Origin of the sequence: Gelidibacter mesophilus DSM 14095 (assembly GCF_000423005.1) — a bacterium.
Taxonomy (GTDB): Bacteria; Bacteroidota; Bacteroidia; order Flavobacteriales; family Flavobacteriaceae; genus Gelidibacter; species Gelidibacter mesophilus.
This window is the reverse complement of the sequence record NZ_AUHD01000004.1, coordinates 211,701-231,164: the sequence shown is the minus strand read 5'-3', so window position 1 is coordinate 231,164 and position 19,464 is coordinate 211,701. Positions and strand designations below refer to the sequence as shown.

General features: G+C 40.1%; 12 protein-coding genes. 6 read left to right on the top strand and 6 right to left on the bottom strand.

The features are described 5' to 3' along the window. Positions 1 to 52: 52 nt before the first annotated feature. From G525_RS0104405 to G525_RS0104380, 6 genes are read right to left on the bottom strand one after another with little or no spacing between them, the layout of a single operon-like run. Positions 53 to 1,390, bottom strand: a complete 1,338-nt coding sequence (locus G525_RS0104405) for a glycoside hydrolase 5 family protein (protein WP_035478991.1) — start codon at positions 1,388 to 1,390, stop codon at positions 53 to 55. Beyond that, a complete protein-coding gene (locus G525_RS20225; protein WP_051209790.1) occupies positions 1,387 to 2,931 on the bottom strand; it encodes a glycosyl hydrolase in 1,545 nt (514 codons plus the stop codon). Before G525_RS20225 ends, G525_RS0104405 begins: the two co-directional genes overlap by 4 nt. Next, a complete protein-coding gene (locus G525_RS0104395) occupies positions 2,928 to 4,115 on the bottom strand; it encodes an AGE family epimerase/isomerase (protein ID WP_027125075.1) in 1,188 nt (395 codons plus the stop codon). Before G525_RS0104395 ends, G525_RS20225 begins: the two co-directional genes overlap by 4 nt. Beyond that, positions 4,115 to 5,302, bottom strand: a complete 1,188-nt coding sequence (locus G525_RS0104390; RefSeq protein WP_035478988.1) for a glycoside hydrolase family 130 protein — start codon at positions 5,300 to 5,302, stop codon at positions 4,115 to 4,117. Before G525_RS0104390 ends, G525_RS0104395 begins: the two co-directional genes overlap by 1 nt. A gap of 1 nt (position 5,303) precedes the next feature. Beyond that, entirely contained in the window at positions 5,304 to 7,136 is a 1,833-nt protein-coding gene (locus tag G525_RS0104385) for a sodium:solute symporter family protein (protein ID WP_027125073.1), read from the bottom strand. After that, complete coding sequence (locus G525_RS0104380) at positions 7,137 to 8,297, bottom strand: glycoside hydrolase family 26 protein (protein WP_051209787.1); 1,161 nt, start codon at positions 8,295 to 8,297, stop codon at positions 7,137 to 7,139. A 149-nt stretch (positions 8,298 to 8,446) separates the two neighbouring features. Between G525_RS0104380 and G525_RS0104375 the strand changes: the two genes are divergently transcribed. From G525_RS0104375 to G525_RS0104350, 6 genes are all read left to right on the top strand, one after another. Then, a complete protein-coding gene (locus tag G525_RS0104375; protein ID WP_027125071.1) occupies positions 8,447 to 9,325 on the top strand; it encodes an AraC family transcriptional regulator in 879 nt (292 codons plus the stop codon). Between the two features lie 312 nt (positions 9,326 to 9,637). Then, positions 9,638 to 12,793, top strand: a complete 3,156-nt coding sequence (locus G525_RS0104370) for a SusC/RagA family TonB-linked outer membrane protein (RefSeq protein WP_027125070.1) — start codon at positions 9,638 to 9,640, stop codon at positions 12,791 to 12,793. A 35-nt stretch (positions 12,794 to 12,828) separates the two neighbouring features. Then, positions 12,829 to 14,406, top strand: coding sequence for a RagB/SusD family nutrient uptake outer membrane protein (locus G525_RS0104365; protein WP_027125069.1), 1,578 nt, complete (start codon positions 12,829 to 12,831; stop codon positions 14,404 to 14,406). 19 nt (positions 14,407 to 14,425) lie between these two features. Continuing rightward, positions 14,426 to 15,508 (top strand): hypothetical protein, encoded by a 1,083-nt coding sequence (locus tag G525_RS0104360; RefSeq protein WP_157491881.1) that lies wholly within the window; start codon positions 14,426 to 14,428, stop codon positions 15,506 to 15,508. A gap of 48 nt (positions 15,509 to 15,556) precedes the next feature. Further along, complete coding sequence (locus tag G525_RS0104355) at positions 15,557 to 18,043, top strand: glycan-binding surface protein (protein ID WP_027125067.1); 2,487 nt, start codon at positions 15,557 to 15,559, stop codon at positions 18,041 to 18,043. A 97-nt stretch (positions 18,044 to 18,140) separates the two neighbouring features. After that, entirely contained in the window at positions 18,141 to 19,346 is a 1,206-nt protein-coding gene (locus G525_RS0104350; protein ID WP_027125066.1) for a glycoside hydrolase family 27 protein, read from the top strand. Positions 19,347 to 19,464: the final 118 nt, after the last annotated feature.

Here is a 19,464-nt window from a genome sequence, read left to right as displayed (position 1 = left end):
GGAATCCCAAAATAAAAATCCCAGAATAGATAATTAATTCTGGGATTTTTGGCTACTCAAATAAAATTAATTTACTATTGGTGTCTTTTATAAGTAATAAGGTGGAAAGGTCTGAGGCAAATACAGAATTTAATCCTTGAGGTTCTTGTGGAGGATCTGCACTAAAATCATCGCCATGGAACCACTTGCCGTTTTCAGGATGTGTTTTGGCAAAGCCTGCGAACCCCCAAAAATTTAAACCGGCAAAAGGCGTTTTCTTTTGTTGGCTCTTTATAATCCTTTCAAATATAGCCTTGTAAAAGGTGTTTCTATTTTCAATGGAAGACTCAGGAAAAAGGCTCTCCTTTTCACGAGGGAACCCAAATTCTGACATCACAATTGGTTTTTTAAGGCTTTGGGCCACCAAGATATGTTCATTCATATATAGATTGGCTTGCGTTATGGATTCTTGTGTGCTAACCGCTTCATTATTGATGTCATACCAACCCCAGTTTTTAGGCCACATATGCATCGTTAAATAATCAATATTTGGATTGGAATGCAAACGTCCATACATGTTTATATCCTGAAGATAACTGGCTTTTCCTTCTGCACCCGTTGAAATGAGGTGATTGCCATCTAAGGATTCAATAAGATCTACGGTTTCATTGAGCCATTTTGAAAAGGGTTTTTCATGATCTGGGGTCATTAGCACGCGTGGCTCATTGGCCACCTGCCAAGACATGATGGTAGGGTCTTCGGTGTATTTTTTGTTGGTATAGGCATTCGTTCGTCCGATGATGAATTTTACATGCTGCCTAAAGGCCTGCATACAGGGGTTGCAGCTGTGGAATTGTTTGGTATAGTTCATATAATCATCCCATGAATACTGCTCTAAAAAAGGGTTTGGAACTTCTCCGTAGCCATTCCACGTCAAATATTCAGACATGCCCCCAGACCAAATCCAATTGTTATTGAGATACAAAACGGCATACATTTCCCGTTTTTCCATTTCTGCCAATAGGAAATCCAGCCCGTCCAACAAATCTTCATTATAAACACCCTGTTCAGGCTGTAAAGTAGGGTAGACTCTGGAATCACCGCCATGGCCTTCTGCTCCCACCAAGATCCGGAGATTGTCAATGCCCACGTCTTTCATGAGGTCCAGCTCTTTTAGGAGACGCTCACGATCTCCTGTTTTTTCAGATGCTATTATCGGGCCATACCAATAATTGGCGCCCACGAAATAATAGGGCTTTCCTTGCTTATAAAATTTTGAATCACGGACCGTAATGAATGTGGAATCTTTAGCAGATTGTTCCATAACTGTTTTGGTTGCTTTACAAGAGATCAATAAAGCTGTACATACAACAACAAGATAGACTTTAATAGAGTGTGTTTTTATCTTCATGGCAATTGATACATGTTTGGTAAATCAGTCTGTAGGACAGTTCGCGGTTTATTGGCAAATTCGATAAAATCCGCTGTACCGGAAACACCTGGTACGGGGGTGCAATAGGTGTCCTGGCTGTTGTTCCAGAACATCATAAAGCTTATTTCAATATTATTATTTGATAAGGCATTGTAAAGGTTACTGGTATAAAAATTCGGGATAGGGTTGGTTTGGCCCGGGGTGACGAAAAAACAAGATTCCGTCAACGCACTGATTTTTACCTTTTCTATAGCCAGATTTGATATGACTTGCAGCTTTTGATTGGCGTTCTCCAAAGCCATTTGACCCATATTATCAAAATCGCCATAGTTATCCATTCCAAGTATATCTACATAATTGTCTCCTGGATATCTACTTAAGTAATCGGTTGGGGTCGTGAAATTTTTATCTGGTGAGTATGCATACAGAATGTTTCTCACATGGAGTTCATCTTTTAAATAATTTACTGTAAACTGCCATAAGGTTTTGTATTGCTGTGGGGTGCAATATGCGGCACCCCACCAGAACCAATCGCCATCAAATTCATGGAATGGTCTAAATACAAAAGGGATCAATTGACCATCACTTCCCATCATGCTATTGGCAACTTCAGCTACCTTTTGTAATTTTTGTTTATAATAGTCATGGTTTTCACCGCCGGGTAAGATGCTTATAAACGCATTGTTCTTTTGAAAATCAGTCATGGCACTGGTATAGAATTCCGTGCCCTCAAAAGGTTCCCTCAAGTGCCAACAGAACACGTTTACCATGCCCTTGTCATAGGCTTCAACCACATTTGCCTTAATAGTTTGTTCTTGTTGATAGAACCAGTTAGAAGCGCTTCCATCATTATTGTCATCTGTGATAAACATAAAATCAGATCCTAACAAGCCTGGATCGCTTCCCGTGGCCTTCTTCATGTCTGAGTCGCCTGCGTTGTTATTGTAAAAGCTGTTAAATGCATCTTGCTGTCCCACAATAAATTTAGTTTTAGACAAGATTTTTAAGTTATAGAATAACGCAATAGTTTCTGGAGTAGAATTAGGATTCACCATATAATTTGGGGTGTCTTCCGGAAGTAATACATACGCCGTGGTACCGTCTGTGATGCTTATGGTGGCGGACTTTGGTGAAACAATAGTGACGTTGCCATTATTGGTACTGTTTAAAGTGAGGGTAATGGTTTCAATGTCTTCAGCGACTGTATCTTCCAAAATAGTGACCTCAATGGTTGCCACGGTGCTATTTGCGGGTATTACAGCAGTACTGGCTATGTTTTGATAGTCCGTGCCGTTTTTGGCAGTGCCGCTTACCGTATAGCTTACCGTTGTTGTTGTGCTTAATGCAGCACTCAAGGTCAGGGTGAAGGAACCTGTGGTAGATAGTTCAGAGACAGTATTGCTTTCTGTAGTTATTTTGAGGGTAGCATTGGGATCTGGGGTTACTTTGTCATCTTTGGAACAACTATAAATAAATAAGGCCATGCATACTAAGGCAAAAACAATCTTTAATTTTTTCATATGTTTGTGTTTAATTTTATGCAAGCTCTTGTGGTATGATAAGGAGCTTTCCACATACTCACCTTATCTTCTTGACTATAGTTGTTGCCTTCTTTATCCACTCTAAAATGCCATTCACCATGGTCATGGTCTATGAGATTGTTTTTAGTAAAATCCCAGATCTGTAATGCACATTTGGCATACTTTGGGTCTTGTGTGAGCGCATAGGCATAATCCAGCCCTACAAGCGCTTCCACTTGTGGCCACCAATGTTTATCTGTATCTATATGCGCAGTTGTTCTGTTTTTTTCATTAAACACACCACCATCAGAGTCTACCGCTTCCGCAATAAAAGTGTCCGCTACTTTAAGTGCTATGTTCTTGGCATGCGTTAGTAATTTTTCATCCCCCACCAGTTCGGCCGCATCCATAACCAACCAAGCGGCTTCTATGTCATGCCCATAGGACACGGAATCACTTAACAAGGTCCAATTTTCATCAAAAAATAAGTCGTAATGATGTTCGCAATTCAAAAATTTTTGATGGAATAGTTCAATTAGCAGCTTCAAAGCGTCTTTAAGCGGATGATGATCATATATCTTGAGCAATGAGGTATAGGCTTCCAAAACATGAAGGTGGGTGTTCATTGTTTTTGCGGCATTCATGTCTTTATCACTCAGTCTCATGTCTTTAATCTCGGTCCAGTCTTCATTGAAGGCTTCCAGATAACCCAAATGTTTTTTGTCTCTAGCATGCAGTTCCAAACATTCGAAAAGTTCAATGGCCCAGTGTTTGGCATCCTCATTTTTAGAAAATGTGTAATATTCAGACAAGGCATAAATTGCAAATGCTTGTGCATAGGCTTGTTTTCGACTATTGACGGGTTGGCCTACATAATCGAGTTCCCAAAAAACACCTTTGTTGACCTTGTCCCGAAACTTGGTTTGTAAATAGTCATAAGACCTTTTACAGATGGATGTATAGGTATCGCTTTTTAAATAATTGGAAGCCGCAGAAAAAGCCCAAAGAATTCTGGTATTAAGTATTATTCCCTTAGATGCCTTCGGAATTAAATTATTATAAAAATCTCTTTTTCCAACAAACCCCCCGTGCAGTCCATCCACGGTATTATTCTGCCAATAGTTAAGGATGGCGTGTAATTCCGTATGTAATGCTTGCCTAAGGTTGTTGTAGTCTTCCTCCATTACACTGTTTTTTTGTTTTTGTCAATAAGAGTGATGATGTTCTGAACCGAACCTGCGGAGGTGTACTTGTCTTTTGGGGAATTCATAACATAATCTACAAGTTTGTCCACTGTTGAGGTGGCTACATGCATTCTGGTGTCAGAGGAAGCATAATATATATAGACTTTGCCGTCAGCATCTGCAATCCATCCGTTGGAAAAGAGTACGTTGGAAACATCGCCCACACGTTCTTCGGCAACAGGGCCCATAAAATGGCCTGCTGGTTGGTGGATGACTTTAGAGATGTCATTTAAACCGGTCATAAACATGTATAAGGTGTAGCGCAATCCTGCCGCTGTATTGCGCACGCCATGGGCTAAATGCAACCAGCCTTTATCCGTTTTAATTGGCGCTGGTCCCAAACCGTTTTTCAACTCGAAAATGGTATGGTATACTTTATTGTTTATGATTGTTTCATTTTCTACTATCGGATTGATCATGTCGGTTACGTAGCCCAGGCCAATTCCGCCGCCTGCGCCAACTTGAATGAACCCGTCCTGAGGCCTGGTATAAACGGCATATTTACCGTTGACAAATTCAGGATGCATGACCACATTTCTTTGCTGGCCGGAATTGGAGACCAAATCTGGGAGGCGTTCCCAGTTCAACAAATCTTTTGTTCTTACAATTCCTGCATTGGCAATAGCAGCGCTGGTATCTCCAGATGGCGCTTTTGGGTCTTTCCGTTCTGTACAGAATATGCCGTAGACCCAACCATCCTGATGCTGGGTCAGACGCATATCATAGGTGTTGGTATCAGGGTTGTCTTTAAGTTGTGGAATAATACAGGGCTTTTCCCAAAACACAAAATTATCAACGCCATTGGGACTTTCTGCTATGGCGAAAAATGATTTCCTATCATTGCCTTCCACACGCACACATAAAACGTAATTATTGTTCCATTTAATGGCACCTGCGTTAAAGGTGGCATTAAATCCTATCCGTTCCATTTGATAAGGATTTGACACTTCATCAAAATCAAAACGCCAGGTCAATGGTACATGGTCTGCCGTGACGATAGGGTTTTTATAGCGTTCATAGATGCCATTGTAGGTGGGGCAAGGGCTATTTTTCTTGTGAAGAAGATCATTGTGTACCATCATGACCTTTTCAAGCTTTTGATGTTTTATTTTCAATTGTTCGTGCATGCTAATCAAGTTTTTCGTTTAAAGTATTCCACCAAAATCGTTTTAAGAGATAAATACAAATGATAAGTACCACAATTAATATATATACTGGTGTGTTCTGTCTAAAAATCAAATACATAGGTAATATTACTAATGCCGTTTGGGCGATAATGCCTATAACCACATTAAACATATCCCGACCAAACTTGGTGTTCTTTTTGACCTTAGGATGGTCTACAATGATTTGATCGTGGATTGGTTTCCAAAATCCCCATGGTCTCACATTGGTGTAAAAGGATTTTAACACTTCTATTTCTGTTGGAGGCGCAGAATAGGTGCCTACAATACAACCTATAGCCGAGGTTAGCAAAAGTATCGGAAAGTAATAGAGATCTAAAGTTTGTGTAAAGATGAGCGGGAGTATAAGTGCTGGAATCATTCCGGCCACCATGCCCCAGAAAAATCCTTCACCATTAAAACGCCACCAATGCCATTTCAAAACATTGGCCACCACATAGCTACCAAACAATGCCGATACCAACCATTGCAACACGGAATTAACGTCTTCCACAAAAAAGCCTAAGATAATACTGACGATAACGACTGCAATTCCAGAACCATAATTCATCAGTTTGATCTGGGAAGAGGTGGCGTCGGTTTTCTTATATTTTAAATATATATCATTGATCAGATAGGCCTGGGCGGCGTTAAGAGTGCCAGCAAAAGTTGACATAAACGCGGCGAGAAGCCCTGCCAGCAAGAGGCCCAGGAGGCCTACGGGTAAAAATTCTTTAATTGCTGCTGGTAGGATCAGCTCAAAATCCACATCGCCAGTAGCAGTGATCAAATCCAATCTATCATAGAATATAATGGCCAGTGCAGCAAAGCCCGCAATCATTAAATAGCGGATGGGCATTAAGACCACAGAAACAAACCCGCTCATTTTAGACGCCTCCTGAGGAGATTTTGTTGAAAGGATTTTTTGCATGTCATAATTAGGTGCAGGTCCGGCCACACTTACCAAAACGCCCTTAAAGATCATCATCATAAAAAAGACCGTAAATAAACTGTATCCGTCTGATTTTATTTTTTCGTTGACCTGAGGAATGATTTCGCTCCAATCCATATCGAGCTCCCATCCAAAGAACGGGCTCATCCAGCCCTCCGGCACAATTAACAGATTGTTTCCGATGGCTTGATAACCAATATAGGCAATCACCAATGCTGAAACCGTCATGATTGCAAATTGTAGCACATCTGCCCATACAATACCAGACATTCCACCGAGTAGGGAATAGAACACCGCAAAAAGCGTAACCATAATGCCGTAAAAGTGGGGCACATATTCTGGCGCCACATTGAAAGGGATATAATTGCTTACGGTTTCCCATGGGATAAAGATTTCCACAAATTTCCCCAACCCTATAAACCCATAGGCCAAAAAGCCCAAACAGCTTAATAGGGCAAAAATAACCACTATATTATGTGATAACCGGCCACCTTTTCCAAATCCAAATCGGGTTTGGATCCACTCCGCACCCGTAGTGGCATTAGACCTACGGAGCCATTTGGAGAGATACACCATCAAGAATACTTGATTGAACACGGGCCATAGCCACGGAATCCAGGCACTCTTTACCCCATAGGCAAACATTAAGGTGACTAACCAAATCGTTCCGGAAATATCAAACATTCCAGAAGCATTGGAGAGTCCCAGCATATACCATGGCAACGATTTGCCGCCTAACAGGTAATCATCTTTACTGCGTTGGGCCTTTTTTCTCAATATGAGCCCTATGACTATGGTGGTCAGTAAATAGGCCACGATAATAAGGATGTCTAAACTTTGTAACATCTAGTGGTTTGGTTGGTTGAGATTGTTAATGTCTTTTAAAAATAATGTTTTTGCGAAGGTCTCAAACTCCTTAAAATCATTCTCGCTTTCGTGGGTTTTGTAAGGCATATAATGATGCTCTGGTCTATCATTCCTCCAAAACAAAATCCAGGCAATTCCTGAATCTTCTATGTACGGATACAACACCCTGGTAAACCAATTTGGGGTTGGTATTTTCTCAATGCCAGTTTCAGTGAAAGCGTAAAGCTTCTTCTTTCTATTGGCTATGTCTTTTACAACACCCAAGTCATTCACTACTGAAGTGATGTAATCTCGAGAGTTTTTGAAATCATAAATATCAATTCCTAAAATATCCACATATCTATTGCCGGGAAAATATTTCAAATACTTATCTTCCCGATTGAGTTTATTGGGCGAATACACATATAAAAGGTTGTGCAGTTGATGCTTATCACGCAGAAGTCTAACCGTATTTCTCCATAATTTTTTATAATCTGAAGCACTGCAATTGCCCTCTCCCCACCAAAACCAGGAACCGTTCATTTCATGAAAGGGTCTAAATAGTAAAGGAATGGGTTGGGTATTATAATTCAATGTTTTGAGAAAATCTGCTACGCGTGCCACCCAAAGCTCATACTTTTCCTGATGTATGCCACCGTCTAAGATGTCTTTTACAGCAGGTGTCTGATCCCAAGAAGTGCCACCAGAGGTAGGATTGTCCAAATGCCAGCTTAAGGTGATGATCCCGCCATTTTTATGCGCATCTATGATTAATTGTCTCATCGTGTCAAAAGGAACATTATCCAAATTGTTTTCATTTCCAAGCTCTAAGTGTCCAATGTCAAAACCGTAAACTGCCGGGTAATCGCCAATCACGTCATAGACATCTGAATAGGTTTCGCCCAAATCTTCTGAATGTCGCCAACCTACCCCGTAAGAGGTGTCATCTTGATGGCCTACCGCAAACCCCTTTTTTGAAATGTCAAACAATCTTTTATGCAGGACCTGGGCACTGGGTGATGCTTTTTTATCCACTAGTCTTGGGGTTTTATAGAGTGTATTCAAGGTCGATTTACAGGAAGTTAAAAATGAGACCATCAGTAGCACAGACAGTCTTCTCAAAAACAATTGGGTTGAGGTGTTTGGAATAAATGTTCGCATTTGTTAAACTATTACTGTTTTTATGGCAATTCAAATGTAAATTATCTAATTTTATGCCGTTCTAAATTTAGAATGTTCAAAAATAATGATACCACTTTCACCTTGATGATATTATTTTATCATAATAATCAAGTATTATTACAAGTTATATGGAAATCTTAAAAAAAGTACATAGAGAAATCACGCCGCTATCTCCTGAGGATAGTTTTTTGGTTTTTGATAGAGTAAAGGATGATTTTGATTTTCCTATCCATTTTCATCCAGAATACGAACTGAATTTTATAAAGAACGCCAAAGGGGTAAAGCGTATTGTGGGGGATAGTATGGAGGAAATTGAGGACATTGAATTGGTATTGGTCGGGCCAAATCTTCATCATGGATGGGTTATGCATAATTGCAAGAGTAAAAAGATCCACGAAATAACCATACAGTTCCACGAACAACTCTTTAACACGGAATTCCTCTCCAGAAAAATCATGAAGCCTATTAAAGATATGTTTGATAGGTCAATACATGGCATCTTGTTCTCAAACAAAACAACTAAAGAAATTTATGGCAGAATATCACAAGTGTCACGTTTAGATAGTATGGACTATTTTCTAGAAATAATTTCCATCCTTCATGACCTTGCAAATTCCAGGAACCAAAGGTTGTTATCAACCTACACCGCCAATAGGGAAAGTTTTGAAAATAGCGATAAAATTAAAACCGTATATGAGTTTGTACAGGAAAATTACCATAAAAAAATAACCCTTGCCGAGGTTTCTGACTTAGTGAACATGAGCCATGTGTCCTTTAATAGGTTTATGAAAAAGAGAACAGGCAAAACCTTTGTAGAATATGTTAATGACGTGAGAATAGGTTTTGCAGCCATCCGCCTCATAGAAAAAGACAACAGTATTTCTGAAATAGCCTTTAATTGCGGCTTTAATAATATTGCCAATTTTAATAGGGTATTTAAGAATTTAAAAAAATGTACACCTAGTCAATATAAAAATGAATTCTCTGGTATAAAACGAATTTTATGATGTCTTAAACTGTGTTCTTCCCCACACTTTTACCGCGCATAAGTTTGTCGTACCTTACCTTTTACCTTCTTTTATTAAGGCGCTCCCAACCGCTATACATTTTGGGTTTTCTCAGTTTTTTCCTTGTTATTTTTAAATCTTTCGTTATTAAGAAATTATCTTATTAGGAAATGACAAAATAATATTAACACTAACTTAACATTTCCACTAATTTTGAATTATTCAAAAGAAATAACCTTTATTTATCAAAACAGTAAATAATAAGGAGATAAAACTCACAATTCACAATTAAATAGACTAACACCAAAAAACATGCAAAAATTAATTTCAAAAAACCTTTGTGGCACTATAAAATTACGGTTCACATTTGTCCTATTTTGTTTAGTGGGCCAACTGGCTTTGGCACAAACAGAGGTTAAAGGAGTGGTAACTGATGAGAATGGCGTAAGTCTTGCCGGCGTTAATGTTATTGAAAAAGGTACCACCAATGGCGTGGTCACGGATTTTGATGGGAGGTACACCATGACTGCGGGAAACAATGCCACCTTGATTTTTAGTTATGTGGGCTTTATAAACCAAGAAATAAAAGTGGCCGGCGGTGTAATAAATGTAACACTTGTTGAAGATCTGCAAAGCTTGAACGAGGTTATCGTTATTGGCTATGGGTCGCAATTGAAGGAGGACTTGAGTGGTTCCGTATCTACGGTCAATACGGAAGCTTTAGAGAATATTCCACAAGTTGGGATTGATCAATTGCTACAGGGTAGGGCGGCAGGCGTAAGTGTGACCCAAAATTCAGGACAACCCGGTAGTGCGGTCTCTGTGAGGATTAGGGGGGTCAATACCCTTACGGGATCTAGTGAGCCTTTATATATTATTGACGGGGTACCGGTTTCTGGAGATTCTAGCAATATTGGTACCAGCGGCCGATCTATAGCTGATAATGGTTTGGGGGAAGACGCCGGATCCAATGGGGTAAGTCCGTTGGCTTCTTTAAACCCGAGTGATATTGAATCCATCAATATATTAAAAGATGCCTCTGCTACTGCAATCTATGGGTCAAGAGGTTCTAACGGCGTTGTTATTATAACCACTAAAAAAGGAAAATCTGGAGTCGGAAAATTATCCTATAACACCTTTTTTTCCATCCAAAGGCCTACTAACATTATTGATGTTTTAGACCTCCCGGGCTATGCAAGGTTACAAAATGAAATTGGAGAAATTTATGGTTTAAATCCAACAGTAGAATATCTAAATCCTAGTTTATTGGGGGCAGGAACGCACTGGCAAAAGGAAATATTCGATGATGCCCTCATGCAGAGCCATCAGGTTTCATTCAGTGGCGGACAAGAAAATATCAATTACTTTTTATCGGCAGGTTTTGTAGATCAGGAAGGTACCGTTATAGGCTCTTCTTTTGACAGGATCACCATAAGAGCCAATGTCAATGCCAAACTTAAGGAATGGTTGAATGTTGGTATTAGTATGACCGGAAGTAGAACCAATGAAAACTTAACGCTTAACAACTCCAGTAACGGGATCATTTCCTTATCCTTGTTCAATAATCCGGCTATTGGTGTTTATAATCCTGATGGATCATTTGCAGGACCTAAATTAAGTGATGATTTTAGATATCAAAACCCAATTGCAGATGCCTTGAGCATTGAAAACCAATTGACCCGGAATAGAATCTTGGGCAATCTCTATGCGGAATTTAAGTTGAGCAACACCTTAACTTACAGAATCGAATTTGGTGGGGATTTTGGGAACAATTTGAATGATCGGTTTATCCCAACCTATACCTACGGTGATTTTTCTGGAGGAGAGAGTGTTTTAAATTTGAGAAGGGAAAACAACGATTTTTGGATTGTAAAAAACTTGCTGACCTTCAATAAAAAATTCAATGATGTCCATGATGTAACGCTCTTAGCGGGACAAGAAGTACAAGAATCCAAATGGGGGGGCGTCATAGCTCAAGATGGCAATTTTGTAAGTAATGATGTGCCTATTCTAGGAACTGGCGATGCTAATGATTTTACGGATCAATACAAAGGAAGTACTGCCCTGGAATCTTATTTTGGAAGGCTCATATATTCGTTTGACAATCGCTACAATATTACTGCGTCTATAAGGGCCGATGGGTCTTCCAAATTTGCCGAAGGCAATAAATGGGGGTATTTCCCATCTGTGTCAGGCTCTTGGAGGATTTCCAATGAAAGTTTCATGAATGGTTTTGACGCCATCCAAGATCTTAAAATCTATGGAGGTTATGGGGAGGTAGGAAATCAAAACATATCCAATTTTGCCTATGGAGCCAGACTTAATACAATCTCAACAGGGCTGGGCACAGGATTTGAATATGCCAACTTTGCCAATGCAGACTTAACTTGGGAATCCTCAACCCAAACCAATATAGGAGTGGATTTCAGATTGTTCAAATCACGTTTTAATGCCACTGTAGAAGTGTATAATAAGGTCTCCAAAGATTTCCTTTATCAACTTGCTGTAACTGATTTTGTTACTGGAGGCCAATCTCCTGGCGCCATAACGGCACCGTGGGTCAATTTGGGTGAAATGGTGAATAAAGGAATTGATGTCACCTTAGGCTTCAAAACTAATGAAAGTGCTCCGTTTGTCTGGAATTCTTCATTAACCGCTACGCATTACAAAAACAAAGTCAATAAATTATTGGGAGAATTAACCATCAATGGAAACTTAACGGTTGACACGTCCAATCAAAACATAACACTGACGCAAGTTGGCCAACCTTTAGGCCTCTTTTACGGCTATAAGGTGGAAGGAATCTTCAGGACGCTTAACGACATCAACGGTGCCCCAGTTCAATTTGGCAGACCATTTGAAGATGCGCTTTTTTCATCTACATGGTTAGGCGATATTAAATTTAAGGATGTTAATGGAGATGGTGTAGTCAATAGTGATGACAGAACGATCATAGGAAATCCACACCCCGATTTTACTTTTGGTTTCCAAAACTCCTTTGCTTACAAGAATTTTGATCTTTCTATTTTTATGCAGGGGTCTTACGGCAATGACATCCTGAATTTAGTGGACAGAGCCTTAACCGCAGGCAATAGAACCTATACTAACCAATCTCCTTCTGTATTGGATTATTGGTCTATTGAAAACCCAAACTCGAGTCAACCAAGGCTGGCCAGAAATGACACCCCCAATATCAATATCTCTGACAGGTATATTGAAGATGGTTCGTATTTAAGAATTCAAAACGTCACCCTTGGCTATACCTTACCGTATGATGTTTCTGAAAAAATAGGTTTATCGCGCTTCAAGATATATGGAAGTATTCAAAACCTGTACACATTTACAAAATATTCTGGGTATGATCCTGAAGTTGGAGCCTATAATCAAAATGCACTATTATTAGGTGTAGACAATGGTCGTTACCCTTCTCCTAGAACGTTTACCCTAGGGATGAATATTGACTTTTAAAAAAAATTATGTACATAAAAAACAAAATAAAGCATATGAAAAATTTATTTAAAATTAAGTTTTTATTAATGGCGGGGTTTATTTTTTTGATACCTTCTTGTAGTAATGATTTTTTAGATAGGCCACCGGAAGATTCCTATAACGTTGCTGATTTTTACCAAACGGTAGATCAGGTAAACGCTGGTACAAATCATCTATATTCTAAACCTTGGTTTAATTTTATTACCAATGTTGCCTGGTGTATAGGAGAGTTAAGCTCAGGCAATGGCCGTACTTGGGACCCTAGAAATGGCGATTTCGATAACTTTGCCGTCACCGGGCAACATGGGACCCTAACTCAATCTTGGGAATCCTTATACGCCGTTGTTGCACAAGCAAACTCTGTCATTAATACCTTACCAACAGCAGTCAGTGCAGATGTTCCGCAGGACGTTGTTAATAATGCCTTGGGAGAAGCACGGTTTATCAGGGCTACAGCATATTTTTATTTGGTAAGAATTTTTGGATCCGTACCAATTATTGCTGATAACACCAAATATGTTGCTCAGCCATTTGTACCTCGAAATGCTGTTGAGGACGTCTATGAATTTATCAAAAGGGATTACCAATTTGCAATAGACAATTGTTACGAAGACCTCCGCGGAAGCAACTATGAGGTCAACGCCAAGGTGTCCAGTGGGTCCGCCAAAGCCATGCTGTCCAAAATCTATTTGTACGAAGAAAACTATTCCATGGCCTATCAATTGGCGGATGAAGTAATTAATTCTGGTGAATTTAAACTCTATGGAGGTGATGCAGAAGATGGGGATCCTACCGGGAGTTATTACGATTTGTTTTTAACCGCAAACAACAATAATCCTGAATCTATTTTTGCCTTACAATGGTCAAATTCTGGACAATATTCTGAAGGTAATGGGTTGCAGTCCCTATTTGCACAAGCGGGTATCACTGGTTTTTCAGACGGATACTCTGCTATTGGTCCTTCTATTGATTTGCAAAATGCGTATGAAGATCAAGAAAAGGACCTGCGGTATTATGCTACAATAATGGACCCTGGTTCTTATTATCCTGATTTAAATGGGGGCTACACCGTATCAGAAACCGTAGATCATCAAGGTACCAATAAGGGCATCAAAAAATATGTAGTAGGTAATGCTGCTACAAATGGAGGCGGAGCCCAACAGAGTTACCCTAACAATACGTATATTTTAAGATATGGGGAATTATTATTGATCCATGCGGAAGCAGCGCTTATGGGTGGCGGGCCCATCGTAAATGGGGTCAACTCTTTCAATAAGGTTAGAAGAAGGGCAGGCCTGGAAGACATCCCAAACCCTACCTTGGAGGATGTGTTTCATGAAAGAAGAATTGAACTGGCCTTTGAATTTGAATTTTGGTATGATGTGGTGAGAAGAGGACCTGCGTTTGCTATAGATTTCTTAAGTACTACAGAAAGAGGAACCTATAATGATGACACCACACCGCCCACTATTGAGTCCGAAATGTACACCCCAACGGTCAGTGATTTGCTTTTCCCTTATCCTTCAAATGAAATCCAAAATAATCCTGCATTATTGGAAGAGCCAGTGCCTTATGATTTTGATTCAGAATAATAAATATTATAAAAATATTATGAAAAATATTGAGCAATTACTAAAAAAGAACGGTTGGTTCTATATGTTCATGCTGATTTTGTTACCACTAACATCATGCGACAACGAATTTAGAAAAGAGTCCCTGGCAGAAGCTTCCGGACCTCCAATAATCACAAGTGTGAGCGAAGCACAAGAAGATGCCCCTGTAACACAAGGCGTCCTAGATAACACTTATATCATTAGAGGAAAAAACCTATCTTCTCTTATTGCCATCTATTTTAATGGGCAACCGGCAGGGTTTAATCCTGCCTTGGTTACCAATGAAATTGCTTTTGTTCGTATCCCCACTGAAGCCCCGTATGTAGGGCAAAGTAACACCCTCAGGTTAGAAAATTTGCAAGGGTTTACAGAGTACGATTTTTCCCTTTTGACCATTGAGGGTTTTTCCGAAGAAACCATTGACGGAGTTAAAACAGTCACCTTAACAGGTGGTGATTTTACAGATACCGCTTCGGTGACCTTTGTGTCAGGAACGGAAGAGACCGGAGATTTGGTAGAACGTCCTGCAAGTATTATTTCCATTTCAGAAACCCAAGTTAAGGTTGAAGTTCCAGATGGTGTGGAACAGGCTTATATTTATATTCAAACCTCTCGCGGTGCTGTAGTGCAATCAGATTCTTATGGCTTTAGTTATTCCATATACATTGATGCCTTAAATCCGGATTGGACTATGAGTCAATGGGGCGGTACCTTTGATGTTGAATCTACAGAGAATGCTTTAGGGCAGTATTCAATAAAAAGTGTTAGAGAAGGCTGGTCCGGCCTGTCGTTCCTTGCTCCAAATATAGATTTTGATGAATATGAGTCGCTTACCGTGTCCATTTATGGCGTTGGAAATATTGTTTCGGTTAATTTAGCGATCAATGATTTTGATGCAGCTTCAACGCCTATAACCCTAACCTTATCTCCGGGCGAATGGAAAAAGTTTGTAATTCCATTAGCAGATTTATATCCTAACGGTGGAGAACCTAACGCAATTTTTAGATTGGATTTCCAAGAGTCTTCCAATACAGGACTCTCTGAATATATATTCTATGTTGATGATTTCGGGTTTTTGTAAAAGTTATTCATCCACTAAAAATTAAATCAATTCTTTAAATAAACGATAATGAAACTATACAAAATATCATACCTCATTTTGTCTTCAGCCTTGTTTCTATTTTCAACGGCCTGTAAAGATGATGACGATGATTTTCCTTCTTTGGGAAATAATCCGCACAATATTGCTGAAATAATTTCTGAAAGGTCCGATTTGACAACACTGGAAAATGTCCTTTTACAGACCAATTTAGATTCAACCTTGAGAACCACCACTACCTATACCGTTTTCGCACCTAATGATGCGTCCTTTAGTGCCGTGGATCTTTCTGGCTTAAACAATGAGGAACTCAACAACATGGTGCTGAACCATGTAATGAGCACGACCACTGCGGATTTTGCCTCTACTATGATTACAGGGTACAAAACCACAATGGCCACGGGGCCCGATGGAAATAATCTGAGCTTCTATACCAATGCTGAGGCGTATGCCTTTAACGGCATGGCATCATTGGTAGATAGCGCTTCAGATTTAGGGGCGACCAATGGCGTGCTTCATGTAGTGGATGGGGTGCTTATGCCTCCAACAATTGTTGATCAAGTAATGGCAAATCCAGACTATTCTACCTTGGCTGAAGCTATTGAAATTTCGGGTTTAACAGAAGCGTTATCCGTATCAGATCCTACCAACGACAATTATCCATTTACCCTTTTTGCGCCTAATAATGCGGCGTTTGAAATGTTAATGGCCCAATTAAACGGTGCCTTTGGATGGTCCTCCCTAAGTGATATTCCCACCGAAGTTTTACAACAGGTCGTAATGTACCATGTGGTTGCAGGGAGTAATACCTTAGCTGCTGATACAAACGGCACCACCCAAACCACCCTGCAAGGAGGCACGTTTTCTATAGAGGGGACCGTTATTGATGATAATTCTTACACCAATGCTGGCATTGTGTTGACTGATGTACAGGCGGTTAATGGAATTGTGCATGGTATTGATAAGGTGCTATTGCCTGAAGTGGTGTTCCAATCGCTTTTAAGTGCGACACTTAATGTGGTAGAGCGAGCTACTGATAGAGGGTTTACCACCTTCTTGGCTGCGGTGGAAAAAGCAGGATTAACTTCTATGCTATCAACGGATAAACTTACTGTTTTTGCACCAAATGATGATGCCTTTGTGGCCCTGTTTGCAACAATTAATAATTTTGAAAGTTTAGAGGATTTTGACACCCCTGATGAGCTGATAACTTTAGGTGATTTATTGAAATACCACCTATACGACGGTACTTTAATGGCCAGCGATTTCACAGATGGCGGTACGATTGCCACAATATATGGCGATGCTATTACGGTAGATTTAACTGGTGATATTCCCCGTCTAAAACCTTCATTTGAAGAGGCTATCCCGTCTGGGGTGGTGACGCCAAATATTGGTGCTACTAATGGGATGTTGCATGAAATCAATAGAGTGTTAATACCTGACGCATTAGTAAGCGCCTTAGGAATTGATACGGGTGACGGTGGCCTTTGCCCTGTTAATGATCCAGCTTTGGTGTTCTTTGATTGGGATGCCAAGGGCAGTTATTGGGGCAATGTAACTCCTGAAAACCAAGCCTCCCTTAGTATTGACGGAAGTTCTTATGGTAGAGCCAACTTTCAGACCGGAAGTACGGGTTGGCAAGATCTGTTTTGGAGAAATGACGCGACTTTTAATGGTGCATCCATTGTAGGATCAAATGTAAGTGGGTATTCCTTAAAATTTGATATCAATGTTATTGAACCCTTAACAGCAGGAGCATTCAGAATAAGATTCCATAGTGATGCCGTAGATGCATTTTACGATTGGGAGCCTTGGAATGAAACTGGCGAGCCTTTTACCACAGACGGTTGGGAAACCATTGAAATTCCTCTATCTGTATTGGGAGTTCCAGATTTTAGTCTGGTCAACCAAGAATTTGGGATGGCATTTGAGGGCGCAGATGTGCTTTTAAACTTTGCCATAGACAATGTAAGGTTTGACACTCCGGGATGCGGGGGCCCAGAACCCGTTGCAGATGCTGATTTAGTGTTCTTTGATTGGGATACCTACGGCATTTATTGGGGCGCTGTAGCCGCAGAAGATTTAGCCGCCATCAGTTTGGATGGATCTAACTACGGAAGGGCAAATTTAAACACCAGTGGTGGCGGTTGGAATGACCTGTTATGGAGAAATGATGCCACTTTTAATGGTGCTAGTATTGTGGGGACAAACATTAATGGCTATGTGTTGAAATTTGACATCAATACTTTAGATCAACCAATCTCCAATGGCACATTTAATATAAGATTCCATAGCGCTGCGGTTGATGCCGTATATAAATGGGCACCATGGAATGATACAGGTAACCCTTTAGATACTGAAGGAGGTTGGATAACTATAACCATTCCTTTATCTGTAATAGGTCAACCAGATTTTAGTGCGGTAAATCAGGAATTTGGAATGGCCTTCGATGATGATGGGGTGGTAACGCCGTTGAATTTCGCCATGGACAACGTAAGATTTGAAGAATTATAAGCCCGTCCCCATTTATGAATAAAGAAATTTTAAATTAGCTGTATTCCCTGTAGAGTTTTTACAGGGAATATTTTTTTAACACAAAACTTAACCCATAATGAAAAAACTATCACTTCTCTGTTTCCTTCTATTAACCACCCTTGGCCACTCACAAAAGTTTGAAGGCTTAGCGGAAACACCGCCAATGGGCTGGAATAGTTGGAACACCTTTGGCACAGATATTAATGAAACCTTGGTGAAAAATATTGCCGACAAATTTATAGACCTAGGTTTAAAGGATGCGGGCTATGATTATATCGTGTTGGACGATGGGTGGATGGCAAAAGAACGTGACGCCAACGGAAACCTTATTGCAGATCCCATAAAATTCCCCGGTGGGATGAAAGCCTTAGCAGACTATATCCATGCCAAAGGATTAAAATTTGGTTTGTACAATTGTGCAGGCTCAAAAACTTGCGCTGGTTATCCTGGAAGCAGAGGCTATGAGTATCAAGACGCCCGGAGTTATGCCTCTTGGGAGGTGGATTATTTAAAATACGATTGGTGCAACACAGAAAAACTAAATGCTGAAGGCGCTTATATTACCATGCGCGATGCTTTAAAAAAGGCAGGAAGGCCTATGGTGTTCAGTATTTGCGAATGGGGAGACAATGAACCATGGAAATGGGCAAAAGATGTGGGCCATCTCTGGCGCGTTTCGGGAGACATCATCAACTGTTGGGACTGTGAAGTAGGCCATGGCTCCTGGTCATCGTTTGGCGTGTGGAACATCATAAATATGCGAAAAAACATTCGTAGCGCAGCCGGTCCGGACCATTGGAATGACCTCGATATGATGGAAGTGGGCAATGGAATGACCGATGCAGAAGACAGAAGCCATTTTGCCATGTGGAGCATGTTGGTCTCCCCTCTCATCATGGGAAATGATCTGAGAACCGCTTCCCCAGAAACTATAAAAACCCTGACCAACCAAGAAGTCATTAGTGTCAATCAAGACAAATTAGGCATTCAGGGCTTCCGGTTTTCAAATGAAAACAATGTCGAAATTTGGATCAAGCCTTTAGAAAATGACGCGTGGGCAATGACGTTTGTAAATATGAATGACAAGCTCGTCAATTTGGATTTTGATTGGATGAAACATGATATTGGAGATGACGTAAATGGCAAGAGAATGGATTTACACAACAGTATTTATAACATCCGAGATCTATCCAGCCATACCAATTTAGAGGATACCTCCAGAAACTTAAAGGCCAACTTGGGAATTCATGAGGTGTTGATGGTTAAACTCCAAAAAAAATAGTACCCAAAGCTATTCTTGATAGGAGTTTGTAAATATGCTGTTGAGGCAATGCTAACTGAAAAAAGTCGTCGAATTATCTTCGGCTTTTTCTTTTGCAACAGAAGATTAAGAAGGGGTT

Bases quoted from the DNA above. Each gene is read 5' to 3' on its own strand.
- G525_RS0104405 (WP_035478991.1), bottom strand. From the start codon at position 1,390: ATGAAGATAAAAACACACTCTATTAAAGTCTATCTTGTTGTTGTATGT.
- G525_RS20225 (WP_051209790.1), bottom strand. From the start codon at position 2,931: ATGAAAAAATTAAAGATTGTTTTTGCCTTAGTATGCATGGCCTTATTT.
- G525_RS0104395 (WP_027125075.1), bottom strand. From the start codon at position 4,115: ATGGAGGAAGACTACAACAACCTTAGGCAAGCATTACATACGGAATTA.
- G525_RS0104390 (WP_035478988.1), bottom strand. From the start codon at position 5,302: ATGCACGAACAATTGAAAATAAAACATCAAAAGCTTGAAAAGGTCATG.
- G525_RS0104385 (WP_027125073.1), bottom strand. From the start codon at position 7,136: ATGTTACAAAGTTTAGACATCCTTATTATCGTGGCCTATTTACTGACC.
- G525_RS0104380 (WP_051209787.1), bottom strand. From the start codon at position 8,297: ATGCGAACATTTATTCCAAACACCTCAACCCAATTGTTTTTGAGAAGA.
- G525_RS0104375 (WP_027125071.1), top strand. From the start codon at position 8,447: ATGGAAATCTTAAAAAAAGTACATAGAGAAATCACGCCGCTATCTCCT.
- G525_RS0104370 (WP_027125070.1), top strand. From the start codon at position 9,638: ATGCAAAAATTAATTTCAAAAAACCTTTGTGGCACTATAAAATTACGG.
- G525_RS0104365 (WP_027125069.1), top strand. From the start codon at position 12,829: ATGAAAAATTTATTTAAAATTAAGTTTTTATTAATGGCGGGGTTTATT.
- G525_RS0104360 (WP_157491881.1), top strand. From the start codon at position 14,426: ATGAAAAATATTGAGCAATTACTAAAAAAGAACGGTTGGTTCTATATG.
- G525_RS0104355 (WP_027125067.1), top strand. From the start codon at position 15,557: ATGAAACTATACAAAATATCATACCTCATTTTGTCTTCAGCCTTGTTT.
- G525_RS0104350 (WP_027125066.1), top strand. From the start codon at position 18,141: ATGAAAAAACTATCACTTCTCTGTTTCCTTCTATTAACCACCCTTGGC.